The organism is Streptomyces sp. NPDC017991 (assembly GCF_044328075.1).
GTDB lineage: Bacteria > Actinomycetota > Actinomycetes > Streptomycetales > Streptomycetaceae > Streptomyces.
On record NZ_JBIRGP010000007.1, the window covers coordinates 293,308 to 318,063 of the forward strand.

Genomic DNA, 24,756 nt, shown 5'->3' on the forward strand with positions numbered 1-24,756 from the left:
CGCACCTTCATGGAAGGCCGGTCCCATGCCCCGTACCCGTACCCGTAGACCCCGTTCGCCGCGCCTCGCCGCCGTCGCCACCGGCAGCGTGCTGCTGGCCGTGGCCGCCACCGGCTGCAACGCCGCCGCGAAGGACGACAGTTCCTCGGCCGGTGCCAAGGGCGGCGGCAAGTCCTTCACGCTGGTGACGCCGGACTCGGTCGGCCAGAACCAGTTCCTGAAGCTGGCGGTCGACGGGGTGAAGGCGGCGGCGAAGGCGCACGACGGGACGCAGAAGGTCTACCAGTCCTCCGACAGCGCCTCGCAGCAGCAGAACGTGCAGGCCGCGGTCGACGCCGCGCCCGACGTCGTCGTGCTGGTCGGCTTCGAGTTCGCCGACGTGGTCGCGCAGCAGGCCGAGGCGCACCCGAAGCAGCAGTTCCTGATGGTCGACGCCTGCACCGAGAAGACGTTCGAGAACGTGAGCTGTGCCGTCTTCCGTGAGCACGAGGGCGTCTACCTGGCGGGCGCCGAGGCCGGGCTGCTCAGCGGGAGCGGCAAGGTCGGCGCGGTCGTCGTGCTGGACACGGGGCAGTTCCGGCGCTACAGCGACCCGTTCGCGGCCGGTGCGAAGAAGGTCGCCCCGAAGGCGTCCGCGAGCACCCGCTTCGTCGGCGGGCAGTCGCCGTTCGACGACTCGGCGCGCGCCAAGGAGCAGGCGAACTCGCTGCTCGCCAAGGGCACCGACCAGATCATGGCGGCGGCCGCGGCCGGCAACTACGGCGTCTTCGAGGCGGCCGAGGCGAAGAAGGCGTACGCGTACGGCGTGGACGTCAACCAGTGCACGGCCGCTCCCGGCACCGTCGTCGACAACGTGATCAAGAAGACCGATGTCGCCGTCCAGGAGGGCATCGAGCAGGTCCTGGCCGGCAAGGCGGGCAGGACCGTCTCGTACGGACTCAAGGAGGGCGGCATCAGCCTGACCGGCCTTGAGGACGGCGTGGACGCGTCGAAGTGCGTGATCGCCGACCACAAGGACGTGCTGAAGAAGGTCGAGGCGCTGCGCGACCAGATCGTGTCCGGAGAGCTGACGGTCGATGACCCGGCCGCCAAGTGACATACCGACGGCCGTGGGCGGGCTGCCCCCCGCCGTCGAGCTGCGCGGCATCACCAAGCGCTTCCCCGGCACCCTCGCCAACGACTCGGTCGATCTGACGGTCCGGCGCGGCGAGATCCACGCGCTGATGGGCGAGAACGGCGCGGGCAAGTCGACACTGATGTCCGTCCTGTACGGGATGGAGCGGCCGGACGCGGGTTCGATCCGTATCGACGGTGTCGAGGTGTCCTTCGGGAGCCCGGCCGCCGCGATGGCCGCCGGGCTCGGCATGGTCCACCAGAGTTTCAAGCTGTTCGACTCGCTGACGGTCGCCGAGAACGTCGTCTACCGGGCCGAGCCGCGCCGCTTCGGCCTGCTGGACCGGGCCGCGGCCCGGCGCCGGGTACGTGAACTGGGCGCCGAGCACGGCCTCGTCGTCGATCCGGACGCCCGGGTGGGCGACCTGCCGGTGGGGCTGCGCCAGCGCGTGGAGATCCTGAAGCTGCTGCACCGCGGCGCCCGTACGCTCATCCTCGACGAGCCGACGGCGGTCCTGACGCCCGCCGAGGCCGACGCGCTGTTCGCGGTGCTCAGGTCGCTGACCGCACGCGGCCGGACGGTGATCCTTGTCACCCACAAGCTGCGTGAGGTGCTGGAGGGCAGCGACCACGTCACGGTGCTGCGGGACGGGCGGGTCGTCGCCCGGCTGCGTACGGCCGACACGAGCGGCGCCGGGATCGCGGCGGCGATGACCGGCCGCGATGTCGAACTGGACCGCGTCCACCCGCCGGGCACGCCCGGTGACGTGGTGCTGGACGTCGAGGGTCTGAGCACGGCGGGCGTGCACGAGGTCGGGCTGTCCGTGCGGGCCGGGGAGATCGTCGGCATCGCGGGGGTCGCGGGGAACGGGCAGAGCGAGCTGGTCGAGGCGCTCGCCGGGCTGCGGCCGGCCACCGCCGGGCGGGTCGGGCTGCGGGGTGAGGACATCACGCACGCCTCGGCCACCGAGCGGCGTGCGAGGGGCCTCGCCTACGTTCCGGAGGACCGGCACGCGGTCGGTACCGCGCCCGCGGCCTCGGTCGCGGACAACCTCGCGATGGGCCACCACCGCACCTCGCTGTCCTCGCGGCACGGTCTACTGCCGCCCTCGGCCGTACGGTCCCACGCGCGCGATCTCGTCGAGCGTTTCGGCATCAAGGCGTCCACACCCGACGTGCCGGCCTCGGCCCTGTCCGGCGGCAACCTGCAGAAGCTGCTGATCGGCCGCGAACTGGCGCACGGAGCGCCGCTGTTGCTGGTCGAGCAGCCCACGCGCGGGGTGGACATCGGCGCGATCCAGGCCATCCACGACGAGCTGGTCGCCTACCGCGACGCGGGCCACGCCGTCCTCCTCGTCTCCGCCGAACTGAGCGAGAATCGCGGCCTCGCCGACCGGATCCTGGTGATGTACGAGGGCCGGGTGACGGCCTCGTACGACAGGTCGGACGCGGACGAGACGACGCTGGGCCTGGCCATGGCGGGCGGCGGGTCCGGGACGCCGGCCCCGGCAGCCGCCCCGACAGCCGCCGCATCGGACACCTCTGCCGCAACCGACACCCCCGCGCCGGACGGAGACTGACATGGCCTCGGCCCTGGACCTGGCCCGTATCAAGAGGGCGGCTCGTGGCAAGGGGGCAGCCCGTATCAAGGGGGCCCTGCGCTCCCCCGTCACCTTCTCGGTCGTCGCCGGGCTCGTCATCGGTGCCCTGTTCCTGGTGGGCACCGGCGCCGATCCGTTCGCCGCGTACGGGGCGGTCGTCACCGGCTCCCTGGGGGCCGACGGGATCGGGTCGACGCTCACCACGGGCACGAGCGTGCTGGGCATGGCCCTCGCACTAGCGATCCCCCTGCGCGCCGGGCTCATCAACCTGGGCGGGGACGGGCAGATGGTGCTCGGCGGCATCGCCGCCGCCGTCACCGGCCTCTACTCACCGCTGCCCGCGCCGCTCACCGTCGTCACGGCGCTGCTCGCCGGAATCCTGGCTGGCGCCGCGTACGCCGCGCTGGCCGCGCTGTGCGAGAACCGGTTCGGGGTGCCGCTGCTGGTCAGCAGCCTGCTGCTGAGCTATCCGGCGACCTCGCTCGCCTCCTATCTGGTGCGCTATCCGCTGAAGGAACCCGGCTCCAGCCTGCCCCAGACACGGCGGCTCCCGGAGGGCGTGGCGCTGCCCGCCCTCGGCACGTCGACCGTGACGGCCGGACTGCTGCTGGTCGTGCTGGCGGCTGGCGCGTACTGGTTCGCCGACCGGCGCACGGCCATCGGGTACGAGATCCGGATGACCGGCCTCAACGCGCGCTTCGCCGCCTACGCGGGCGTGGAGCGCAAGGGGCTCACGCTCCGGCTGGTGGCGACTTCGGGCGCGTTGGCCGGGCTGGTCGGCGCGATCGGTGTGCTGAGCTTCCCCTACCGCTTCCTCGACGGGTCGCTGACCGCCCCCGGCTACACCTGGACGGGCCTCACCGCGGCACTGCTCGCCGCGGCGGCCCCGCTGGGCACGGTGCTGGCGGCGTTCTTCTTCGCCGTCCTCCAGGTCGGCGGACTGTCCATGGAGCGCACGACCGAGGTGCCTCGCGAGCTGACGCAGGTGCTCCAGGCCATCGTCATCGTGTTCCTCGCGGCACGGCTGCGCTTCCCTCGGCTGCGGGGCCGAAAGCCCCAGGACCCCCAGCAGTCCGAGGAGCCCGCCGACCCGGCGACCGACGCCAAGGAACCCGCCTCCCAGGGGGAGTTCGCCTGATGTTCTTCGACTCCGATCTCCTCATGTCGGCGCTGCGCGCGCTGACGCCGATCCTGCTGGCCGCGCTCGGCGGGGCCCTGTGCGAACGGGCGGGCGTCTTCAACATCGGCCTTGAGGGCATGATGCTGATGGGCTGCTTCACGGCCGTCACGACCAGCTGGTTCACCGGCAGCCCCTGGCTCGGTGTCCTGGCCGCCGCGCTGGCCGCCGCCGCGTACTCGCTGGTCCTCGCCGTCGGCGCGGTCACCCTGCGCGGTGACGCGGTCGTGCTCGGCATCGCCATGAACCTCCTGGCGGTGGGCCTGACCGGCTTCCTGCTGCGTACGATCTTCGGCGTGCAGGGCACTTTCGACGACCCGTCACTGGCCGGACTGCCGCTGGTCGGCGGTTTCTCGCCGCTCGCCTATCTGGCGTGGGCGGCGGTGGGAGTGTCCGCGCTGTTGCTGTCCCGCCATGTGTGGGGGCTGCGGCTGCGCGGGGTCGGTGAGGCACCGGAGGCCGCCGCCACGCTCGGGGTGAGCCCGGCGCGCTACAAGTACGCGGCCGTGCTGGTGTCGGGTGTGCTGTGCGGACTGGCCGGGGCGCAACTCGCCCTGGGCAACGTCACGTTGTTCTCCGAGAACATGACGGCCGGCCGTGGCTGGATCGCGGTCGTGGCCGTCATGCTCGGACGGGCCCTGCCGCTCGGTGTGCTGCTCGCCGCGCTGCTCTTCGGACTCGCCGAGGCCGCGGGCTTCCGGCTCCAGGGCCTCGGCATGCCGCAGCAGGCCACCGACGCCGCCCCCTACGTCGTCACCCTCGTCGCCCTCTTCCTCAGCACGGCGCAGCGCCGCCGCCGCGCCGCCCGTACCCGCATGACCACGCGTACGACTGGAGTCACCTCATGACGCAGGAACAGGCCCCGCAGGACCTGGCCCCCATCACCCGCATACCCCGCGGCGGACTGCCCGCGCGCGCCGTCGTCGTCGGCGATCCCGCGCGCGCCGCGATCGTCGCCGCGCTGCTCGACGGCGCCGAGGAGGTCTCGTACCACCGCGAATACCGTCTGTTCAGGGGGACTTGGCAGGGTGTGCCGGTCGTCGTCGCCTCCCACGGGGTCGGCGCGCCGGGTGCGATCCTGCTCTTCCAGGAGCTGGCGGACGCGGGCGTGTCCACCTTCGTGCGGTTCGGTACGGCGGGTGCGATGCGGCCCGGGATCCAGGACGGCGACCTGGTCATCGCGGAGGCCGCGGTACGCGACGACGGTGTGACCCAGCAGTTGCTGCCCCCCGAGTATCCGGCGGTGGCCACCCCGGAGGCGGTGCTCGCGCTCCAGCTGGCGGCACGTGAGCAGGGCGCTCCGCACCACCGCGGCCTCGTGTGGACGCGGGCAGCCTTCCAGCCGGGGCTGATACCCCTGTTCTCGTACGACGGGGCGGGGCTCGCGGCCATCGAGATGGAGCTGTCCGCGCTGTACGTGACGGCTTCACTGCGCGGGCTGACCGCGGGCGGGCTGCTCGTGATCGACGGCGCGAACGCGGACGAGCTGGTCGACGAGGCCGGTACCGGCGGCTACGACCCGCACCGCGAGATCGTCGCGACGGGCGTGGAGCGCGGCGCGGTGGTCGCGCTGGAAGCCCTGCGCCTGCTGGCCGAGGCGGAGGAGCGCGCGCTGTGACCGTCCCCTCGCAACGCCCCGCGGCCACCACCGCCCCCGCCGACCTGCTGGTGCACGGCGGTGACGTCCTGACCGTCGACGAGGCCGGCACGATCGTGGCCGGCGGAGCCGTGGCCGTCCGCGACGGCGAGATCGTCGAGGTGGGCCCGGCCGAGGAGCTGCTGGCGCGATACCCGGCCGCCGAGACCCTCGACGCCACCGGCTGTCTCGTGCTCCCCGGCCTGGTCAACGCGCACACCCATCTGGCGATGACGCTGCTGCGCGGCCGCGCCGACGACGTGACCCTCCAGGGGTTCCTGGAGCGGGTGATCCGCTGGGAGAGCGAACTGCTGTCGGCCGAGAACGTCGCCACGGCGATCCGGGTCGCGATCGCGGAGAGCGTACGGGCCGGGGTGACCTCGGCGCTCGACATGTACTGGTTCCACGAGGCCGCCGAGCAGGTCGCGCGCGAGGCGGGCTGGCGGCTGCACACGGGCCCGACCTTCATGGACGTACCGGACCCGCCGGACGGCATCGCGTACGAGGACCGGCTGGAGTGGGCCCGACGTGACCTGGCGGGCCGTGCCGGGACGGGGGCGCGGCGGCCCGGTACGCGCCCCGTACTCTTCGCGCACTCCGCCTACACCCTCTCCCCCGGGCAGTTGACCGAGATCGCGGCGCTGGCGAGGGAGTTCGGCGCGCTGCTGCACATCCACGCGGCGGAGAACGCCACCGAGGTCGCCACCGTCGAGGTGCGGTACGGGAAGCGACCGGTCGAACTGCTCGACTCGCTCGGACTGCTCGGCCCCGATCTGCTGCTGGCCCACACCGTGGACCTCACCGGAGCCGAGATCGCGGCACTGGCCCGTACCGGTACGTCGGTCGCCCACTGTCCGGTGTCCAACCTCAAACTGGGCTGCGGCATCGCCCCCGTGCCGCGGCTGCTGAGCGCGGGCGTGACGGTCGGCCTCGGCACGGACGGCGCGGTCAGCTCCAACACCCTGGACGTGCTGCGCGCGCTGGGCCTCGCCGCCCTGGTGCACAAGGCCGACGGGGACCCCACGGCCGTCGGCGCCGAGCAGGCCGTGCGGATGGCCACGATCGAAGGGGCCCGGGCGCTGGGACTGGACGCCCAGCTGGGTTCGCTGGAGGCCGGAAAGCGCGCCGACCTGATCGTCCTGGACCTGGGCGGCCCGCATCTGGCGCCCCGCCACGACCCGTGGTCGACGCTCGCGTACGCGGCCCGAGCCGAGGACGTACGGGACACGCTCGTCGACGGCCGGGTCCTGATGCGCGGCCGTACGCTCACCACCCTCGACGAGGGCGCCGCGCTCGCGGACCTGGCGGATCTCGTGTCACGCTCCGACCTCGTGTGAGCCGCATAATGAGACATCGGATGTAAGACGGACGCAAGACAGAGGCAAGTCATCGGGTGTCCGCGTGACAGCCTGAGCGACGGGGAGGCCTGCCATGGCAGTCACCGATGAGGCGATCGAGAAGATCAAGGCAATGATCGTCTCCGGCGCACTGCGTCCCGGCGACCGGCTGCCGAAGGAGAGCGAGCTCGCCGCCGATCTGGGCCTGTCCCGCAACTCCCTGCGGGAGGCGGTGCGCGCCCTCTCCCTGATCCGCATCCTGGACGTACGGCAGGGCGACGGCACGTACGTCACGAGCCTCGACCCGCAGCTCCTCCTGGAGGCGCTGAGCTTCGTCGTGGACTTCCACCGCGACGACACGGTCCTGGAGTTCCTCGCGGTACGCCGCATCCTGGAGCCGGCCGCGACGGCGATGGCGGCGCAGCGGATCAGCGAACAGCAACTGGACGCGCTGACCGCCCAGTTGGACGCTCTGGGCGCCGGGCCCTCGGTGGAGGAACTGGTCGCCTGCGATCTGGAGTTCCACCGGGGCATCGTGCGGAGCTCGGGCAACTCGGTGCTCTGCTCCCTCCTCGACGGCCTCTCGGGGCCCACCACCCGTGCCCGCGTCTGGCGGGGCCTGACCCAGGAGGACGCGGTCGGCCGCACCCTGCGCGAACACCGCGCGATCCTCGGCGCCCTGCGCGACCGGGACGCGGAGGCGGCCCGCTCGTGGGCGACCGTGCACATCGCGAGCGTGGAGCAGTGGCTGCGCTCGACGCTGTGAGGGATCCCGGCAGATCGGACGACCGCGGGGTGTTCCGGGGCACCGAACGGGGCAGTGATCCGGTCACTCCCCCATGCGAGGGGGCTGCGGACGCCCTGTGCACAAGCCGTAAGGTTGGGGCGTACGTGAGGGTACGTCGGAAGGAGGCGCTGAGTGATCGAGCTCGACGGGGTTCCCGAGCTGGTCGACCCGGTCATGGTGGCCGCGTTCGAGGGCTGGAACGACGCCGGCGACGCCGCCTCCACCGCGGTCGCGCATCTGGACAGCGAGTGGAAGGGCGAGGTGTTCGCGGCGCTCGACGCCGAGGACTACTACGACTTCCAGGTGAACCGGCCCACGGTGTGGCTGGACGGCGGTGTACGCAAGATCACGTGGCCGACGACAAGGTTGTCAGTGGTCCGGGTCGGCGGCGACAAACCGCGGGACCTGGTGCTGGTGCGGGGCATCGAACCGTCGATGCGCTGGCGCTCCTTCTGCAACGAGCTGCTCGGTTTCGCCCATGAGCTGGGCGTGGAGCTGGTGGTGATCCTCGGCGCGCTGCTCGGTGACACCCCGCACACCCGTCCGGTGCCGGTCAGCGGGGTCACCTCGGACCCGGACCTGGCCCGCACGATGGATCTGGAGGAGACCAAGTACGAGGGCCCCACGGGCATCGTCGGCATCCTCCAGGAGGCGTGCACGCACGCGGGCGTACCGGCGGTGTCGCTGTGGGCGGCCGTGCCGCACTACGTGTCGCAGCCCCCGAACCCGAAGGCGACGCTGGCCCTCCTGAACCGCCTGGAGGACCTCATCGACCTGCGGATCCCGCTGGGCGAGCTGCCCGAGGACGCCCGGGCCTGGCAGGTGGGCGTGGACCAGCTGGCCGCGGAGGACAGCGAGGTCGCGGAGTACGTGCAGACGCTGGAGGAGGCCCGGGACACCGCCGAGCTGCCGGAGGCGTCGGGCGAGGCGATCGCCCGTGAGTTCGAGCGCTATCTGCGCAGACGGGACGGGAGCGGGCCGGCGGCGGCGCCGGGCAGCCACGCGACGGAGAGCGGCGACCCCGCCTCGTATCTCCGTGACGGTCCGGGCGGTCGCGCGAGGCCGCTCCGTCCGCAACGGCCGGAGCCGACCGACGGCGCCGCCGGTGACACCCCCGACGCGGCGGGTGACGCCGAGGACAGCACCGACGGCTCCGCCGGGGAGTCGCCCGGCACCGCGGACTCGAACGAGCCGCCGGATTCGTCGGAGTCATCGGAGGACTGACCGAACGAAAGGGCGGTGCGCTGCGGGCGCACCGCCCTTTCGCATGTCATGCACCGCCCTTCCGCGCGTCACGCGGCACGCGTCGTGGGGATGCGGAAGCGCGCGTCGGCGATCCGGGTGATCACCCGGCCCCCTGCGGTCAACAGGCGCTGTCACCCCATCACATGACACCCGTCTCCTCAGCCTTTGGCCGGATTGTGGCGTGACATCGGTTTCCGGACGAATTGCACACGGTACCCAATTCAATTTGTCTCCAAACGCAGTTGGCGAACTCGGGGGTGGACGAGTCGGCCCGGGAGGAGCAGGGTGTGCCCCGCAGGACACACCCGAAGGAACAACCGGAGGACACAGCACCGGAACGGTTCGCCGACGGACAACGACAACTGGACAGCGGCACCGACAACTTGAGCACCCGCACGGACCGAAGGGAGCGGCACGCGATGACCGACCAGGTACAGCCGGAGCAGGGCCCGGGAGCGTCCGGACCGGGGCCCGACGGAGCGGGATTCAACTACCGGGGAGCCGAGCAGGAGCTGATCGTCGTCGCCCGGCCCGAGGCCCAACTGCGCGCCGGGGCGCAGGGGGTTCGTTCGGCGGCCGGCGCCGACGTGTCGGCACTCACCATGTTCCTCAGCGACGAACAGCTCGCCCTGGAACCGCTGTTCGGCAGCGAGGAACGGCTCCGGTCGGCGTCCCGGCCGCCGGCCGCCGGCGCCGAGGCACTGCCCGACCTCGGACTGTTCTACCGGGTACGGGGCGGCGAGGAACGGGCCCAGGAACTGCGTTCACGGATCGCCGCGCTGCCGGAGATCGCCACGGCGTACGTGAAGCCGGCCGCCGTACCGGCTTCCGTGGGGTCCGTCGGTCAGAGCGCCGACGAGACCAGGCGTCACAAGGAGGGCGCCCCCGTCACCCCCGACTTCACCAGCCGCCAGGGCTATCTGCGCCCGGCGCCCGAGGGCGTGGACGCGTACTGGGCCTGGCAGCGGCCCGGCGGGTCCGGCCAGGGCGTCACCGTGATCGACGTGGAAGGGGCCTGGCAACTGGGCCACGAGGACCTGGCCGCGAAGCTGGCGGGTGTTGTCGTCGGCACCCCGATCCAGGACCTGGCCTGGCGCAGCCACGGCACCGCCGTGATCGGCGTGATCGGCGGCGACCGCAACGAGTTCGGGATCACCGGCATCGCGCCGGACAGCGTGACCGCTGCCGCGTCCTTCCACGGCATCGGCACGGCTGCGGCGATCCACGCGGCGGCCGACCGACTCGGCCCCGGCGACATCATCCTGATCGAACTGCACCGCCCGGGACCGCGGTTCGACTACCACCAGCGCGACGACCAGCGTGGTTACACCCCCATCGAGTGGTGGCCCGACGACTTCGCGGCCATCCGGTACGCGACCGCCCGGGGCATCATCGTGGTGGAGGCGGCGGGCAACGGCGGCGAGTCGCTGGACGACGCCGGGTACGAACGCCGCCCCGACGAATTCCCCGAGTGGTGGCGCAACCCCTTCAACCCGTCCCACCAGTCCTCCGGCGCGATCCTGGTCGGCGCGGGCGCCCCGCCGCCCGGCACCCACGGCCGCGACCACGGCCCGGACCGTTCGCGGCTGGCGTTCTCCAACTACGGGGCACGGGTGGACGCGCAGGGCTGGGGCCACGAGGTCACCACGACCGGCGGCTTCTGGGACCGGCCCGGCGATCTGCAGGGCGGTGCCGAGGAGATCGCCTGGTTCACGGACACGTTCTCCGGGACGTCCTCCGCCTCCCCGGTGGTGGTCGGCGCCCTGGCCGCGCTGCAGGGCATGCTCAGGGCGGCCGGCCAGGAGTCGATGACCCCGGAGAAGGCGCGCAAGGTACTGCGGGCCACCGGTTCCCCGCAGCAGGACGCGCCGGGCCGGCCCGCGTCGCAGCGGATCGGCAGCCGGCCTGACATCAAGGCGGCGGTCGCCCATCTGCTGCCCGGGGCGGTCGGCTCGGGCCGGGCGGAACGGTACTGGGACGAACTGGTGCCCTATCCGCGTGAACTCCCGCCCAGGCTCCGGCTCTTCGTGGCCGGCGGCTGGCGGAGCCTGAACAACCCGTCTCCCGATATCCGCCATTCGGTGCAGGCCGCCTTCGCCGGTGGCCGGCCCGACGTACGGGTCTGGTTCTCGGACGACGAGATCGTCGGCCTGGTCGTCACGGGCTGACCCGACCGACCGGCCATCGGTTCACATCCGGTGAGCGGTCACCACGACCAACCATCACAGCCATCAACACGCAACCATCGCCCAACCATGCCCAACCATGCCCAACCATTGAGGGAAGGTGGCACCCGCATGAGCACCACCCCGCAGATGAGCCAACAGGGCCAGCAGGGCCAACAGGGTTTCGGCCAGCAGGGGTTCGGCCAGCAGCAAGGCCAACAGCAGGGTCCGAGCACAGCTCCCCCGCAGCAGGGTCAGCAGCAGGGCTTCGGCCAGCAGCAACAGCCGTTCGGGCAGCAGCAGGGATACGGTCAGCAGCAACCGTCCGGCCAGCAGGGCATGGGCATGGGCCAGCAGGTGCCGCAGCATCTGCAGCAGCAGCTCCAGCAGCTGGGCCAGCAGCAGCCGTACCAGCAACTGCTCCAGCAACTCGGCGGGCAGCAGCAGCAACAGCACGGCCAGCCACTGGTCATGCGCAGCGCCGTCGAGGCCGCCGCGCTGACGAGCGGTGTCGCCGAGCACTTCTGGGACGTCGTCACCCCGCTGCCGGGCCAGCCGTCGATCCTCTACCTGTACGTCAACCAGGGCTGGCGTCCGCTGGTCAACCCGAACCAGGTGACGCACGACGAGGTCCAGCAGGCCTTCGCCTTCGGCCAGCAGGTCATCGGGATCTACGACTCCGCGACGAACACCGTCCAGGCCGTGATCGTGAACAAGTAGCGGCATGACGAACAGACCGCCGCACGCGTGACACGCGGTGGAGCGCACAGAGGGCGCCGGACGGGCGACGACCCGTCCGGCGCCCGGCGTTGTTCCTGCGCCCGCTCTTCGAAGGCTTCCGGATGCCTCTAGAGAGCCACGCCCATCAGCGCGTCCACCGCACGGGAGACGATGCCGGGGGCGCCCTCGTCCCTACCGCCGCGCTCCGCCTGGAGCGCGGCCCAGCGGTCGACGGCCGCGAGGGCGGCCGGCGCGTCCAGGTCGTTCGCGAGGGCCTCGCGGATCTCGTCGACGAGCGCCTCGGCCGACGGGCCGTCGGGCCGCGACACGGCCGCCCGCCAGCGCTCCAGGCGCGCGAGGGCGTCCTGGAGCACCTGGTCGGTCCACTCCCAGTCGGCCCGGTAGTGGTGCGAGAGCAGGGCGAGCCGGATGGCCGCCGGGTCGACACCCTCGCGGCGGAGCGTGGACACGAAGACGAGGTTGCCCCTGGACTTGGACATCTTCTGGCCGTCGAGCCCGACCATGCCGGCGTGCACGTACGCTTTGGCCATGGGGAACTCGCCGGTCAGCGCCTGTGCGTGGGAGGCGCCCATCTCGTGGTGCGGGAAGGCGAGGTCCGAGCCGCCGCCCTGGACGTCGAAGCCCATCCCCAGGTGGTCGAGCGCGATCGCGACGCACTCGATGTGCCAACCGGGCCGTCCCCGGCCGAGCGAACCGCCGTCCCAGCTGGGCTCGCCCTCGCGGGCCGCCATCCACAGCATCGGGTCGAGCGGGTTCTTCTTGCCCGGACGGTCCGGGTCGCCGCCGCGCTCGGCGGACAGCAGCCGCATGGCCGCCGCGTCGAGGTTGGCCACCCCGCCGAAGTGCGGATCCGCCTCCACGGAGAAGTAGACGTCACCTTCCAGTTCGTAGGCGGCACCGGAGTCCCGCAGCCGTTCGACCAGCGGGACGATCCCGGGTATGGCCTCGACCGCGCCGATGTAGTGCCTCGGGGGCAGCATCCGCAGGGCGGTCATGTCCTCGCGGAAGAGGGTGGTCTCCTGCTCGGCGAGGGAGACCCAGTCGACGTTGTCCCGCGCGGCGCGCTCCAGCAGAGGGTCGTCGACGTCCGTCACGTTCTGGACGTAGTGAACCTGCCGCTTGGTGTCGAGCCACACGCGCTGTACGAGGTCGAACGCGTTGTAGGTCGCCGCGTGACCGATGTGGGTCGCGTCGTACGGAGTGATGCCGCAGACGTAGATTCGGGCGACGGGACCGGGGTCGAGGGTCACAGGACCACCGGTCGCGGTGTCGTGGACTCTGAGGTCGCGGCCCTTGCCGGGCAGGGCGGGGACCTCGGAAGCGGGCCAGGCATGCATACCCTGACCCTAACCGGACGGATGTTCCGTATACGAACCGGACCAGGGCAGATGGCCGGACAGGCGTTCTTGCGCGCGGCCTCGAAGTATGCGTCCGGGCTATACGGGTGGCCACGGGATCGCGGGCCAGTCCCCCGAGGGCTCCGGGTGCCGTCCGGAGGCGAGCAGACCGGCCACACGGGCGCGTGTGGCGTCCAGTTCGGCCTCGGTGATCAGTTCCCCCAGCCGTACGCCCAGCGGCCCTTCCAGGGCGTCCCTGAGCCGTTCCAGGGCCTCGACGGCCTCGGGGGTGAGCTTCTCCCCCGCCCAGCCCCACAGCAGCGTCCGCAGCTTGTTCTCGGCGTTGAAGGTGACGCCGTGATCGATTCCGTACAGCCGTCCCCCGGAGGTGGGCAGCAGGTGCCCGCCCTTGCGGTCCGCGTTGTTGATCACCGCGTCGAGGACGGCGAGCCGGCGCAGCCGTTCGTCGTCGGCGTGCACGAGCAGGGCGGTGCGCCCCTCGCCGACCTCGGCCAGGCCGACGGCCTTCCAGCCCTCGCCCGGCTCCTCGGCGTCGACGAGCGCGAGCAGCCCGGCGCCTCCGCCGATGCCTTCGTCGCTGTCGTCGCCGTCGGCGTCGTGGCCGCCGCCCGGTTCATCGTCCGGCGGCTCGATCCACAGCTGGCACATGCCCCGGCCGTACGGGCCGTCGCGCAGCACGGTGGTCGGGACGAGCCCCCAGCCGGTGGCCTCGGACACCTCGTAGGCCGCGACCTCCCGCTGGGCGAGGGTGCCGTCGGGGAAGTCCCACAGCGGCCGCTCGCCGGCGACCGGTTTGTAGACGCAGGACGCCTCGCGCCCCTCGTACGACACGTCGCAGAGCAGTACCGCGTTCGAGGCCTCACGGATGCGGCCGCGGACGGTCAGCTCACCCCGGGTGAGCAGGTCGGCCGTGGTCACGCCTCGCGGCGGTATCCGTTCTGGCGCGGACATACGTGTCCTTCCGGGTCGAGCGGGAGACTGCACAGCGGGCAGGGCGGCCGGCCGGCGTTGACGACTTCGAGGGCGCGTTTGGCGAAGGCGCGGGCCTGCGCGCCGGTGAGGCGGACGCGCAGCATCGGCGGCCCGTTCTCCTCGTCCTGGAGAAGCTCCTCCTCGGCGGCGGCGAGGTCCTCCTCGGAGTCGGCGTCCAGTTCCACGAGCGCCTGCGCCTCGACGATCATGCGCTGCTCGTCGCCGTCCCAGGCGAGGGCCATGGTGCCGACCCGGAACTCCTCCTCGACGGGCGTTTCGAGCGGGGCGGTGTCGGAGACCACCGTCGGGGCCATCACGGGGACGGGGGCGATGCCGCCGGTGCGCCGTACGACCTCGTCGAGAAGCTCGTCCATCCGTTCGGCGAGCGCCGCGACCTGCGTCTTCTCCAGGGCAACGCTGGTCACCCGGGGGCCGGAGGAGGCCTGCAGGAAGAAGGTACGGCGCCCTGGCAGCCCGACCGTACCGGCTACGAAACGGTCCGGCGGGTCGTAGAGGAACACCTGACGGGACACGTCCTGTCTCCATTGGATCGATCGACTGCTTCTGCGGTCACTTGCGTCTGCCGCTGACAACTGCTGCGCTGCTTCGACCGCATCACCCTACTGCGGCCGACGATCACGGTGCGCCCGCACCGCCCCCGACCGCGGCGTCGCCGCCGGACGGCTCCTCGCGTGGCGCCAGGGAGGCGAGATCACCGGTGTCCCCGAGGCGTACGAGAAATGGCCGCAGTCGTGTGTAACGGATCGCGGTGATGGAACACGGTTCTACGGAGATCCGCTGGAAGAGGTCCAGATGAAGACCGAGTGCGTCGGCCACGAGCGACTTGATGATGTCGCCGTGCGAGCACATGAGATAGACGGCGTCGCTGCCGTGATCGCGCTCCACGCGCGCGTTCCACTCCCGTACCGCCTCGGCGGCCCGGGTCTGCATCGCGCGCATGGACTCACCGCCCGGGAACGCGGCGGCGGAGGGGTGCGCCTGCACGACCTCCATCAGCGGCTCGCCCGACAGCTCGGCGAGCTTGCGCCCGGACCAGTCTCCGTAGTGGCACTCCCCGATGCGCTCGTCGGAGTGGGCCGTCAGGGCGGGACGGGCGTCGAGGAGCGGCTGAATCGTTTCCTGGCAGCGCTGGAGGGGGCTGCTGACTATTTCGGCGAGCGGCACTTCCGCGAGGCGTCCGGGCAGCGCCGCCGCCTGCGCGTTGCCGCGCTCGTCGAGGGCGACGCCGGGTGTCCATCCGGCGAGGAGTCCCGCGGTGTTGGCGGTGGAGCGTCCGTGCCGGACGAGGATCAAGGTGGGCATGCGGCCCAGCGTAGGCGCCCCATCAAGTGCGCCGGAGAATCAGTGACAGGAGAATTCGCTCTGTGATCGTGGACTGTGCCATCTACCGGGACGGGCACCGGACCGAGGGCCCGGAGGACCTGTCCGACTCGCTGGCCGCGGCACGTGCGTACGGGAACGCCTTCGTATGGATAGGGCTGCACGAGCCGACGGAGCAGGAGTTCGATCTCGTCACGGACGAGTTCGGGCTGCACGAGCTGGCCGTCGAGGACGCCCTCAAGGCGCATCAGCGCCCCAAGCTGGAGGTCTACGACGACTCGCTGTTCGCGGTCCTCAAGCCGGTGACGTACGAGCCGGACAGCGACACCGTGTCGTCCGGCGAGCTCATGATCTTCCTGGGCGACTCCTTCGTGGTGACCGTGCGGCACGGCGAGGGCTCGCCCCTGAAGTCGGTGCGCGGCCGGCTGGAGAAGGACCCGGAGATGATGCGTCTCGGTCCCACGGCGGTGCTCTACGCGATCGCCGACGCCACCGTCGACCACTACCTGGAGGTGGCGACCGAGCTGCAGACCGACCTGGAGGAGCTGGAGGCGGAGGTGTTCTCGCCGAACGACGGCGGCTCCCGGCACACCGCGTCCCGGATCTACACCTTCAAGCGGCAGATCCAGGAGTTCCGCAGGGCCACCGGGCCCCTGTCGGTCCCGTTGAACCGCCTGGCGGGCGCCGGTGTGGTCGGCCCCGCGGTGCCGTTCGTCGACGACAAGGCCCATCCGTTCTTCCGGGACGTCAACGACCATCTGACCCGCGTCAACGAGTCGGTGGAGTCCCTGGACCGGCTGGTCTCGGACGTCCTGTCGGCGCACCTGGCGCAGATGAGCGTGCGGCAGAACGACGACATGCGGAAGATCTCCTCGTGGGCGGCCATGGCCGCGGTCCCCACGATGATCGCGGGGATCTACGGCATGAACTTCGAGCACATGCCGGAGCTGCGCTGGCTCTGGGCCTACCCGGCGGTCATTTTGATCATGGTGGTCCTGGAGGTGCTGCTGTTCCGGCTCTTCAAGCGGCGGGGGTGGCTGTAGCGGGTCGCGGCCGGGGGCGCGGCCGGGCCTTCGACGGGCTCCACGCGCGCGTGACGCGTACGAGGCGCCACGCGCGCGTGGTGGACGGTCTCGGTGGGCGACGGTGGGCGGTGGCTGGTGGGCCGTCAGGCGTATCCGGGTGCCGCCGTCGCCGGTCCGCCCAGGGCGTCGCGCCGCTCCGGCATGGTCAGGGAGACCATCCGCCGCCAGCCGACCGTCCGCTCGTACGCGTACATGGCGCGGATGCCCGTGGCGAGCAGCGCCGCCTTGGGCCGGGACCAGCCGAGGACGCGTCCCATGTGGGCCATCACCGCGAGACTGACGTCCCGGTACACGCCGGCCTCGGCCAGCGCGCACTCGCGCAGTGTCCGCTGGATGGTCCGGCCGTGGCCCGCCCGGGCGAAGCGCAGCAGTTCCTCGTGGCAGTACGCGAGGTGGTTGTCCTCGTCGTCGGAGATCATCCGTACGGCCCTGCCGATCTCCGGATGGTCCCCGAAGTCCTTGCGGAGCATCACCATCTGGTCCGCGGCACGCTGCTCCGTGACCCTGCTGTGGGACAGGTAGGTGACGATGTCCCGCACGGTGAGCGGTTCGTCACGCTTGAGCTTGTCGTGCGTGAGGCCGATGCCGTTCTTCTCCAGGAGCATCGTGTAGTCGGTCTCGGGCGGGATCCCGACCGGCGTGAGACCTCGCTTCTTCATGAGGGCGTTGAAGATCCGGCCGTGCTTGTCCTCGTCCGCGCCGTGCCGGGTGATCTTGGGTGCGAGCGCGCGCTCGGCCTCCGGTACGAGGGCCGCGATCCGCGCGTTCTCCCAGCCTCCCTGTGTCTCCCCGCTGGCGGCGATGGAGCAGAAGAGCCGGAAGGACTCGTCGTTGTCGATGATCTCCTGGAAAAGACTCTTGGCCGAAAGCATGACTGCCACCTCCACGCGCGACTCCCACCTCCTGCGGGAGTCCGCAAAGAACGAGTCAAATGGGCAGCCAGAGGTGCGGCAACATCTGTGTCGGACAAATCCGCTGAACGGTGGACGCGAAGGCAATGCCGGGCGCGTAACCGAGCGGGCCGTCGCGCGTTGTTCTCCGTGACGGCCGTGGCGGGGAAGACCCCCCGAGCCCCCACCACGGCCGTAGAACTCTCCCGTCCCGCGGAACTCCCCGGTCCCGTCGAGCGTGGCTACGCGACTCCGGCCCGCTCCGCGGCGTCGGTACCGGCCCGCAGCGCGGCGATCCGCTCGTCCAGGGTGAAGCCCGCCGGGGCCAGCGTGAGCGTGGTGACACCCGCGGCCGCGTAGGCCTTCATACGGTCCGCGATGCGCTCCACGGAACCGAGCAGCGTGGTCTGGTCGATGAGCTGGTGCGGGATGGCCGCCGCCGCGCCCTCCTTGTCGCCGGCCAGGTACTTGTCCTGGATCTCGGCGGCCTCCTGCTCGTAGCCCATGCGCTGGGCGAGCTGGTTGTAGAAGTTCTGCTTGCGGCTGCCCATGCCGCCCACGTAGAGCGCGGTGTACGGGCGGAACATGTCGGCCAGCGCGGGCACGTCCTTGTCCTCGCCGAGCGCGAGCGGCACCGTCGGACAGACGTCGAAGCCGTCCATGGTCAGGCCGGCCTTCTCGCGGCCCGCGCGCAGGTGCCTGATCGCGGTGTCCTCCAGGTGGTCCGCGGACGGGAAGATCAGCAGGGCGCCGTCGGCGATCTCGCCGGTCTGCTCCAGGTTCTTCGGGCCGATCGCGGCGATGTAGAGCGGGATGTGCTCGCGCTCCGGGTGCACGGTCAGCTTGAGCGGCTTGCCCGGGCCGCCCGGCAGCGGCAGTGTCCAGTGCGCGCCCTCGTACGACAGGCGTTCGCGGGTCATCGCCTTGCGCACGATCTCGACGTACTCGCGGGTGCGGGCCAGCGGTTTGTCGAACTTGACGCCGTACCAGCCCTCGGAGACCTGCGGTCCCGAGACGCCGAGGCCGAGGCGGAAACGGCCGCCGGAGAGCGAGTCCAGGGTGGCCGCGGTCATCGCGGTCATCGTGGGCTGGCGTGCCGGGATCTGGAAGATGGCCGACCCGACGTCCATGCGCTCGGTCTGGGCGGCGACCCAGCTCAGCACGGTGGCCGCGTCCGATCCGTACGCCTCGGCGGCCCAGCAGACCGCGTACCCGAGGCGGTCGGCCTCCTTGGCCACGGCGAGGTTGTCCGCGTCCATTCCGGCACCCCAGTAGCCGAGGTTGATCCCGAGCTGCATGGCCGATTCCCCTTACTGATCAGTAACGTCCCTTGTCCGGCACCCTAGCGCGCTGCCGGGCCGAACGGCAGGGACAGCGTTGCGGATCATGTGACGAAGGTTGTCCACAGGCTTCCCACGCGTCGACCCGTGGCCAGTAATCTCAGCCCCCATGGAGCAGAGGCATCTCGGCCGTACCGGCCTGCGCGTGTCCCGCATCGGGCTCGGCACCCTCACCTGGGGCAGGGACACCGACGAACACGACGCCGCGGACCTGTTGAAGGCGTTCTGGGAGGCGGGCGGCACCCTCGTCGACACGGCCGACGTGTACGGGGACGGGGAGGCCGAGTATCTGCTCGGACAGCTCATGGACGCGCTGGTGCCCCGCCGGGACCTCGTCATATCCACCAAGGCGGGCAGCGTGCCCGACCCGGAACGGCGTTTTGACGGCTCGCGGGGACACCTGCTGTCCGCCCTCGACGCCTCGCTGGCCCGGCTCGGCACGGACCATGTGGACCTGTGGCAGGTCCACGCCTACGATCCGGGCGCGCCGCTGGAGGAGACCCTGCAGGCCCTCGACATCGCTGTCAGCAGCGGCCGGGCCCGGTACGCCGGGGTGTCCAACTTCTGCGGCTGGCAGCTCGCGAAGGCGGCGACCTGGCAGCTCGCGGCCCCCGGGACACGCACACGCCTGGCCAGTACGCAGATGGAGTACTCGCTGCTGCAGCGCGGTGTCGAGCGCGAGGTGCTGCCCGCCGCCCTGGACCTGGGCATCGGGCTCCTGCCGTCCTCCCCGCTGGGCCGGGGAGTCCTGACGGGCAAGTACCGGCACGCGACGCCCTCGGACTCACGGGGTGCCTCGGAGCAGCTGGCGGCGTTCGTCGCGCCGTATCTGGACGACGCGGCGAGCCGCGTCGTGGACGCGGTGGCGACGGCGGCGGACGGCCTGGCGGTGACGCCGCTGCAGGTGGCGCTCGCCTGGGTCCGTGACCGGCCCGGGGTGGCCGCCCCGATCATCGGCGCGCGCAACGCGCTGCAGCTCACGGCCGCGTTGTCAGTGGAGACCCTTAGTCTTCCTGACGAGATCTGCCGGGCGCTCGACGACGTGTCGGCGCCCGTGCACCACTATCCCGATCACAACTGGAGCACGCTGTGACCACGGAGCCGTCCGCCGCCGCGGAGAAGGACGAGCCGGGGACGCCGGACGCCGGTCCCGAGTCCGGGATGCCCGGCGCAGGGGATCAGCCCGGCACCGAGGGCCGCGGGGGCGCCTCGCCGGACACGGGTGAGGGGGGCGCGGCGGACGCGGCCGAGGGCTCCCCGGCGGACACCGCGGAGGGCTCTCCGGGCGGAGCCGGCCCTCTCGACGGGGACGCCGGCGCGGACGGTGGGGCCGCCGACAGCACCGCCGAGGGCACCGGTGGTCCCGGCGAGGGCGCCGCCGAGGGTGCGGTCCAGTTGTCCGAGGCCGAGGCCGAGCTGGCCGCGCAGCGGGAGCTGCGGGAGCGGATCGAGCGGCGGAAGGCGGAGAAGGAAGGGCCGGTCCTGGCCGGCACGGCACTGAGCGGAAAGGCCGCCGATCTCCTCGCGGCCGTCCGGGCGGTGGAGAGCGGCGAGAAGCCCTCGGCGAGCGTGTTCAGCGGGCCGGAGCCCACCCCGCGCAGGGTCGCGCAGGAGCCGGCGCGCCGCCCGCAACCCGTATCGTCCGGCGTCCCGGCGTCGATGGCCTCCGAGTCCGTCGAGGCGGTCCGTACCGTGCTCGCCCGGGGCGGCGCCCCGGAGGCGCTGGCGCCGCAGACCGCCGCCACCCTCGGCGAGGGAGCGGACGGGCAGCTGCGCGAGGACCCCTGGCAGCTGCTCCGTGTGGCGGGCGTGCGTCCCGAGCAGGCCGACGGGTTCGCCAGGGCCCTGCTCGGCGCGGAATGCGGTCCGGACGACGAACGGCGGGGCCGCGCGGTCACCGTGTGGCTCCTCGAACAGGCCGCGCTGGTGGGGCACACCGCCCTGGAGGCCGCGGCCCTGCACGCCGCGCTCGCGCAGCGCTCGGTGCCCGACCCGGACGCGGCCGTGCAGAGCGCGCTGGCCGAGGGCGACGCCCTGGTCTTCCAGGACGCGCTGGACGAGCCCGGCAGCACGCCACCGGCTCCCCGGCGGTCCGAGGAGGACGCCCAGGACGGTGCGGCGGGCGAGGACGGTGAGGAGGCCGAGGAGGCACGTCCGGTGCGCGTCCTCATCGGCCTGGAGCGGTACGCGCTCGCCGAGGAGAGCCTCGCCGACGGGCTGGCCCGGGTGGTCAACTCCCTGCCCAAGGAGGACGGCGCGGCCGCGGCCTGGGAGCCGGTCGCGACCGGCTCGGCCGCCGGGCTGATCCGGGCGGTCGCGGGCCACGGCCTGGTCCTGCACACCGGCGGCGAGGCGTCCCGCGCGGAGCCCGCGTCCCTGGTGGCGGCGGCCCTGTCCCTCGGCCTCAGGGTGTGCGCCGCCGCCCACCACCCGGACGGCCGCCGCCGCTTCGCCGCACTGCTCGCCGGCGCGGGCGCGCGGGAGACGCGGGACGCGGCCCCGGCCACGGAGCCGTCGCCCGCGGAGCCGTCGCCCACCGTGGTGGCCACCGTCGCCGGTCTGCTCTCCGGCGAGGAGGGCCCGGGGCGCGACCGCGACGGCATGCTCCGTACCGACCTCCTGGTGGTGCTGGACGCGCCGCAGCTCGACGTCGAGAGCGCGGCGATGCTCGCCGAGTCGCTGCCCGACGGGTCCCGGCTCGTGCTGAGCGGGGACCCCGGGGTGCTGTGGTCGGCGGGGCCCGGGCGGGTGTTCGCGGATCTGCTCGCCGCGCGGGTGTGCCCGCAGATCGCCTCGCGGACCCCGGATCCGGGTCCCGTCGGTGAACTGGTCTCGGGCATCGGCATCGGCGAGCTGAACCAGGTCGAGGCCCCCGGCAAGGAAGTGGTGATCATCCCGGTGCGTGACGCCGGGGAGGCGGTCCACCGCACCGTGCAGCTGGTCGCCGACTCGGTGCCGCGCGCGATCGGCATCCCCGCCGAGCAGACCCAGGTGATCACTCCGGGCCACGGCGGCGCGGCGGGCACGCGTGTCCTCAACGCGGCACTGAAGGAGCGGCTCAACCCGGGCCCCGGCCGCTTCGGCGGTTTCGACCCGGGCGACCGGGTCGCGTACTCCGCGACGCCGGGCCGTGCCGTCCTGGGCCAGGTGGTGACGGCCGACGCCGCCGGGCTGCACCTGGAGTGCGCGGGCGTCCCCGTCGTCGTACCGAAGGAGCGGGTGGAGCAGACCGTGCGGCACGGATGGGCGCTCACCGCCCATCAGGCCGTCGGGGTCCGCTGGCCCGCCGCGGTGGTGGTGCTGCCGGGCGACGCGGCGCAGGCGCTCTCCAGGCCCTGGGTCTACACGGCCTTCGGCCGCGCCGACCGACACCTCTCCGTGGTCCACGGCGTGGACCAGGCGCTGCCGCGCGCGGTGGCGGAGATCCCCGCGAAGCCCCGCACGACGAGGCTGCCGACCCTGATCACGGCCCAGATCCCCCCGTCGGCCTGAGCCCGCCCAGCTCCCCGAACGCGATGGTGGCGGTCACCGGGCCCTTGCGGGGCCGGTGACCGCCACCATCGGAGTGGAGCGGGCTGCCGGAGTGCGGCCGGGCCGTCAGCGATCCGCGTTGCGCGACCGCAGGTCCTCCGCCTCCGCCTCGTCGAGGGTGCCCTCCAGTTCCGGCTCGACGGTGTCCGTCACCTCGTCCTCGATGTCGTCGAGGTCGTCGATGCCGTCATCGGCGTCGTCGTCGAAGACCGCGCTGACGTCGAAACGGCACACCACCTGGTGGGTCTCGGCCTGCTCGAACGGGGCTTCCAGCCACTCACCCGCCTCGGCCGGCTCGTCCGAGGCGGTCACCCACAGCGTCGAGTCGCCCTCCTCCAGGCCGAACTCCTTGTGCCGGGAGGCGATCTCGTCGGGCTCGAACTCCCCGAAGAGGACACCGAGCGCGCCGTGCACGGTCCCGGACGCGGCGTCGAAGCCCGCCGTCACCGCCCCGGACTCCTCCACCGCCTCGACCCGCTGGGCCTGCGCCAGCAGCCGCTGCGGCTCCACCACCGCGTAGTCCCGGCGGATCAGCACGCTCAGCGCGTTGGGCTCCTCCGGCCCGGTGTACGGCGGCAGGGCGTCGTCGGAGCCAGGGATCTCGAAAGGGGTGACCTCGTCGTAGCGGTCGTAGAGAAGCTCGTCGTACTCCTCGGCGGCCGCCGCCAACTCGTTGAACGCCTCGTAGACGGCCGGGTCGTCCTCACCCGACCTGCGCTCGACCGCCGCCAGGTGGCGGTCGAGCGCGGTCTTGACCGCCTCGGCGGCGGCGCGTACCTCGGCAGCGGTGGGCTGCGCAGCATCAGACATAGTGCAGACGCTATCCGTACCGGGCCTCCGCACGCACAATAGATGCGATGCCGGAATACGAATTTGTCAACGTGTATGTGCCGCGCGGGGTCTCCCGCAAGGAAGCGGCACGCCTGCTGACGGACCACGCGGAGTACGGACACTGGGAGCTGGACCGCCTCAGCCTGCATACCGACGGCAGCCGCAGAGTGCGGCTGCGCCGACGGATCATCCGCCAGGTGCGGGCCACCTGGTGACGCGGGACGGCTGAAACGGAGTGGGCCCCGCACCTGCGGGACCCACTCCGTGCGACCTGATCGGGATCAGTCGCTCACGCCGAGGCGCGTGCCTTGCGGTAGAGCACGGCGCCCGCCAGCAGCGTGCCCGCGCCCACGGGCAGCGCGAGGCCGAGCGGCACGCCGGCGCCGGTCTGCGCGAGGTGCGCGGAACCGTCGGAACGGCCGGCGGCCTGGGCGCCCAAAGCGTTCGCGTCCGAGGCGTTCGCGTTGGCGTGCGAGGCGTTCGTATGCGAGCCGCCCTGGTTGCCGTTCCCCGACGTACCGGGCCGACCCGAACCGTCGGAACCGTCGGAACCGTCGGAGCCGTGGGAACCGTCCGAGTCGCCCGACCCCCCGGGCTTGCCCGGCCCTCCCGGCCCTCCCGGCGCGCCCTGATCGCCTGGGTGCCCCGGCTGTCCCGGCTTGCCCGGCGTGTGCGACCCCCCGTGCCCCGGAGACGTGGACCCGTGACCGCCGCCGCGACCGGTGTTCCCGCAGGCGTTGCCCGCGGCCGAGTTGCCGACCCCGGCGACGGAGACGCTGTTGCCGCAGACGTTCACCGGTACGTCCACCGGGACCTGCACATGGTTGCCGGAGCCCACTCCGGACGAGTCGCCGGTGTGCCCCCCGGCGTGCGATCCGGCTCCACCACCCGAGCCGCCGTGCCCGTGGTGACCGGAGCCCCTGCCCTTGCCGGCCCCCTTGTTGGAGCACTTGTTGCCGACGGCCGGGTTGAGCACGCCGACCACGTTCACGGTGTTGCCGCAGACGTTGACCGGCGCGTGCACCGGCGCCTGTACCGAGTTGCCGGAGAGTACGCCCGGGGAGCCCGAAGCGGTGCCGTGCGCCCCCGAGTCGGCGTGCGCGTAACCGCCGGTGGCCGCTAGGACACCGGTTGCCGCCGCCACCGTCATCAGGCCTTTGCGGGTGACCTGTCGCATAGCTTTTCCCTGCCCCTTATAAACCGTGTGGTGCGTGGTATTGCGGTATACGGAATGTCGGCGGCCCCGGAGCGCATGGCGCGCACTCCGGGGCCGCGGACTCGGACCCTCATGGCTTCAGACCTTCATGGAACGCAGGTCCTCATGAGGTGAGCACGACGTCAGGCGTTGAGCCCGGCGTCAGACGTTGGTGCAGGTGTTGCCGAAGGCGGGGTTCAGCAGCCCGATCACGGAGACCGTGTTGCCGCAGACGTTCACCGGGATGTGGATGGGCGCCTGGACGACGTTGCCCGAGAGCACGCCCGGGGAGCCGACAGCGGCACCCTGCGCACCGGCGTCGGCAACCGCAAGACCCGCACCGGCGAGAACGAGGCCACCCGTGGCAGCCGCAGCGGCGACGATCTTCTTGATCATTATTCCTCCTAGTAG

Annotated in this window: 24 protein-coding genes; 14 read left to right on the forward strand and 10 right to left on the reverse strand. The window is 72.2% G+C overall.

The genetic code is table 11. From position 1 onward, the window contains the following. The first annotated feature begins 25 nt into the window (after positions 1 to 25). The 9 genes from ACH4DZ_RS22405 to ACH4DZ_RS22445 all read left to right on the forward strand — a co-directional run bounded on the left by ACH4DZ_RS22405 (position 26) and on the right by ACH4DZ_RS22445 (position 11,064). The gene (locus tag ACH4DZ_RS22405; RefSeq protein ID WP_398289014.1) at positions 26 to 1,096 is read left to right on the forward strand and encodes a BMP family ABC transporter substrate-binding protein; all 1,071 of its coding nucleotides are present in this window, start codon (positions 26 to 28) and stop codon (positions 1,094 to 1,096) included. Continuing rightward, entirely contained in the window at positions 1,077 to 2,693 is a 1,617-nt protein-coding gene (locus ACH4DZ_RS22410; protein WP_398289015.1) for an ABC transporter ATP-binding protein, read from the forward strand. Before ACH4DZ_RS22405 ends, ACH4DZ_RS22410 begins: the two co-directional genes overlap by 20 nt. A 1-nt stretch (position 2,694) precedes the next feature. Continuing rightward, positions 2,695 to 3,852 carry an ABC transporter permease gene (locus ACH4DZ_RS22415; protein WP_398289016.1) on the forward strand — a complete coding sequence of 386 codons (1,158 nt, stop codon included), beginning with the start codon at positions 2,695 to 2,697 and terminating at the stop codon, positions 3,850 to 3,852. Beyond that, positions 3,852 to 4,739 (forward strand): ABC transporter permease, encoded by an 888-nt coding sequence (locus ACH4DZ_RS22420; protein ID WP_398289017.1) that lies wholly within the window; start codon positions 3,852 to 3,854, stop codon positions 4,737 to 4,739. The genes ACH4DZ_RS22415 and ACH4DZ_RS22420 overlap by 1 nt, the downstream gene beginning before the upstream one ends. Then, a complete protein-coding gene (locus ACH4DZ_RS22425; protein ID WP_398289018.1) occupies positions 4,736 to 5,509 on the forward strand; it encodes a nucleoside phosphorylase in 774 nt (257 codons plus the stop codon). Before ACH4DZ_RS22420 ends, ACH4DZ_RS22425 begins: the two co-directional genes overlap by 4 nt. Beyond that, positions 5,506 to 6,864, forward strand: coding sequence for an amidohydrolase (locus ACH4DZ_RS22430; RefSeq protein WP_398289019.1), 1,359 nt, complete (start codon positions 5,506 to 5,508; stop codon positions 6,862 to 6,864). The genes ACH4DZ_RS22425 and ACH4DZ_RS22430 overlap by 4 nt, the downstream gene beginning before the upstream one ends. A gap of 94 nt (positions 6,865 to 6,958) precedes the next feature. Further along, a complete protein-coding gene (locus ACH4DZ_RS22435; RefSeq protein WP_398289020.1) occupies positions 6,959 to 7,630 on the forward strand; it encodes a FadR/GntR family transcriptional regulator in 672 nt (223 codons plus the stop codon). Between the two features lie 153 nt (positions 7,631 to 7,783). After that, complete coding sequence (locus tag ACH4DZ_RS22440; protein WP_398289022.1) at positions 7,784 to 8,875, forward strand: PAC2 family protein; 1,092 nt, start codon at positions 7,784 to 7,786, stop codon at positions 8,873 to 8,875. A gap of 440 nt (positions 8,876 to 9,315) precedes the next feature. Beyond that, complete coding sequence (locus ACH4DZ_RS22445) at positions 9,316 to 11,064, forward strand: S8 family peptidase (protein ID WP_398289023.1); 1,749 nt, start codon at positions 9,316 to 9,318, stop codon at positions 11,062 to 11,064. Between the two features lie 63 nt (positions 11,065 to 11,127). On the opposite strand, the gene ACH4DZ_RS22450 is transcribed toward ACH4DZ_RS22445, so the two are convergent. Then, positions 11,128 to 11,517: a hypothetical protein gene (locus ACH4DZ_RS22450; RefSeq protein WP_398289024.1), complete on the reverse strand. Its 390-nt coding sequence runs from the start codon at positions 11,515 to 11,517 to the stop codon at positions 11,128 to 11,130. Between the two features lie 15 nt (positions 11,518 to 11,532). Here ACH4DZ_RS22450 and ACH4DZ_RS22455 point away from each other — a divergent pair, with 15 nt between their 5' ends. Continuing rightward, positions 11,533 to 11,781 carry a hypothetical protein gene (locus ACH4DZ_RS22455; RefSeq protein WP_398289025.1) on the forward strand — a complete coding sequence of 83 codons (249 nt, stop codon included), beginning with the start codon at positions 11,533 to 11,535 and terminating at the stop codon, positions 11,779 to 11,781. A gap of 128 nt (positions 11,782 to 11,909) precedes the next feature. On the opposite strand, the gene mshC is transcribed toward ACH4DZ_RS22455, so the two are convergent. From mshC to ACH4DZ_RS22475, 4 genes are all read right to left on the reverse strand, one after another. Next, positions 11,910 to 13,139, reverse strand: a complete 1,230-nt coding sequence (mshC, locus tag ACH4DZ_RS22460) for a cysteine--1-D-myo-inosityl 2-amino-2-deoxy-alpha-D-glucopyranoside ligase (protein WP_398289026.1) — start codon at positions 13,137 to 13,139, stop codon at positions 11,910 to 11,912. A 99-nt stretch (positions 13,140 to 13,238) separates the two neighbouring features. Beyond that, on the reverse strand, positions 13,239 to 14,111 hold the full coding sequence (locus ACH4DZ_RS22465) for an SCO1664 family protein (protein WP_398289027.1): 873 nt from the start codon (positions 14,109 to 14,111) through the stop codon (positions 13,239 to 13,241). Beyond that, positions 14,075 to 14,665, reverse strand: coding sequence for a DUF3090 domain-containing protein (locus ACH4DZ_RS22470; RefSeq protein ID WP_398289028.1), 591 nt, complete (start codon positions 14,663 to 14,665; stop codon positions 14,075 to 14,077). Before ACH4DZ_RS22470 ends, ACH4DZ_RS22465 begins: the two co-directional genes overlap by 37 nt. A 103-nt stretch (positions 14,666 to 14,768) precedes the next feature. Next, complete coding sequence (locus ACH4DZ_RS22475; RefSeq protein ID WP_398289029.1) at positions 14,769 to 15,455, reverse strand: histidine phosphatase family protein; 687 nt, start codon at positions 15,453 to 15,455, stop codon at positions 14,769 to 14,771. A gap of 62 nt (positions 15,456 to 15,517) precedes the next feature. Between ACH4DZ_RS22475 and corA the strand changes: the two genes are divergently transcribed. After that, the gene (gene corA / locus ACH4DZ_RS22480) at positions 15,518 to 16,516 is read left to right on the forward strand and encodes a magnesium/cobalt transporter CorA (RefSeq protein ID WP_398289030.1); all 999 of its coding nucleotides are present in this window, start codon (positions 15,518 to 15,520) and stop codon (positions 16,514 to 16,516) included. Between the two features lie 125 nt (positions 16,517 to 16,641). Here the strand turns inward: corA and ACH4DZ_RS22485 are convergent, their stop codons facing one another. Both ACH4DZ_RS22485 and ACH4DZ_RS22490 read right to left on the reverse strand, forming a co-directional pair. After that, entirely contained in the window at positions 16,642 to 17,430 is a 789-nt protein-coding gene (locus ACH4DZ_RS22485) for a ferritin-like domain-containing protein (RefSeq protein ID WP_398289031.1), read from the reverse strand. Between the two features lie 260 nt (positions 17,431 to 17,690). Next, entirely contained in the window at positions 17,691 to 18,746 is a 1,056-nt protein-coding gene (locus tag ACH4DZ_RS22490) for an LLM class F420-dependent oxidoreductase (RefSeq protein ID WP_398289032.1), read from the reverse strand. A gap of 151 nt (positions 18,747 to 18,897) precedes the next feature. Between ACH4DZ_RS22490 and ACH4DZ_RS22495 the strand changes: the two genes are divergently transcribed. Together ACH4DZ_RS22495 and ACH4DZ_RS22500 are read left to right on the forward strand one after the other, a co-directional pair. Further along, positions 18,898 to 19,881, forward strand: a complete 984-nt coding sequence (locus ACH4DZ_RS22495) for an aldo/keto reductase (protein WP_398289033.1) — start codon at positions 18,898 to 18,900, stop codon at positions 19,879 to 19,881. Then, positions 19,878 to 22,280, forward strand: coding sequence for a helix-hairpin-helix domain-containing protein (locus ACH4DZ_RS22500; protein ID WP_398289034.1), 2,403 nt, complete (start codon positions 19,878 to 19,880; stop codon positions 22,278 to 22,280). The genes ACH4DZ_RS22495 and ACH4DZ_RS22500 overlap by 4 nt, the downstream gene beginning before the upstream one ends. A gap of 105 nt (positions 22,281 to 22,385) precedes the next feature. On the opposite strand, the gene ACH4DZ_RS22505 is transcribed toward ACH4DZ_RS22500, so the two are convergent. Beyond that, entirely contained in the window at positions 22,386 to 23,129 is a 744-nt protein-coding gene (locus ACH4DZ_RS22505) for a hypothetical protein (RefSeq protein WP_398289035.1), read from the reverse strand. A gap of 47 nt (positions 23,130 to 23,176) precedes the next feature. Between ACH4DZ_RS22505 and ACH4DZ_RS22510 the strand changes: the two genes are divergently transcribed. Further along, complete coding sequence (locus ACH4DZ_RS22510; RefSeq protein ID WP_107021061.1) at positions 23,177 to 23,365, forward strand: DUF5703 family protein; 189 nt, start codon at positions 23,177 to 23,179, stop codon at positions 23,363 to 23,365. Between the two features lie 74 nt (positions 23,366 to 23,439). Here ACH4DZ_RS22510 and ACH4DZ_RS22515 read toward each other — a convergent pair whose 3' ends face one another. Next, entirely contained in the window at positions 23,440 to 24,327 is an 888-nt protein-coding gene (locus ACH4DZ_RS22515; protein WP_398289036.1) for a chaplin, read from the reverse strand. Positions 24,328 to 24,507: 180 nt separating this feature from the next. Further along, a complete protein-coding gene (gene chpH, locus ACH4DZ_RS22520) occupies positions 24,508 to 24,741 on the reverse strand; it encodes a chaplin ChpH (protein ID WP_107021063.1) in 234 nt (77 codons plus the stop codon). Positions 24,742 to 24,756: the final 15 nt, after the last annotated feature.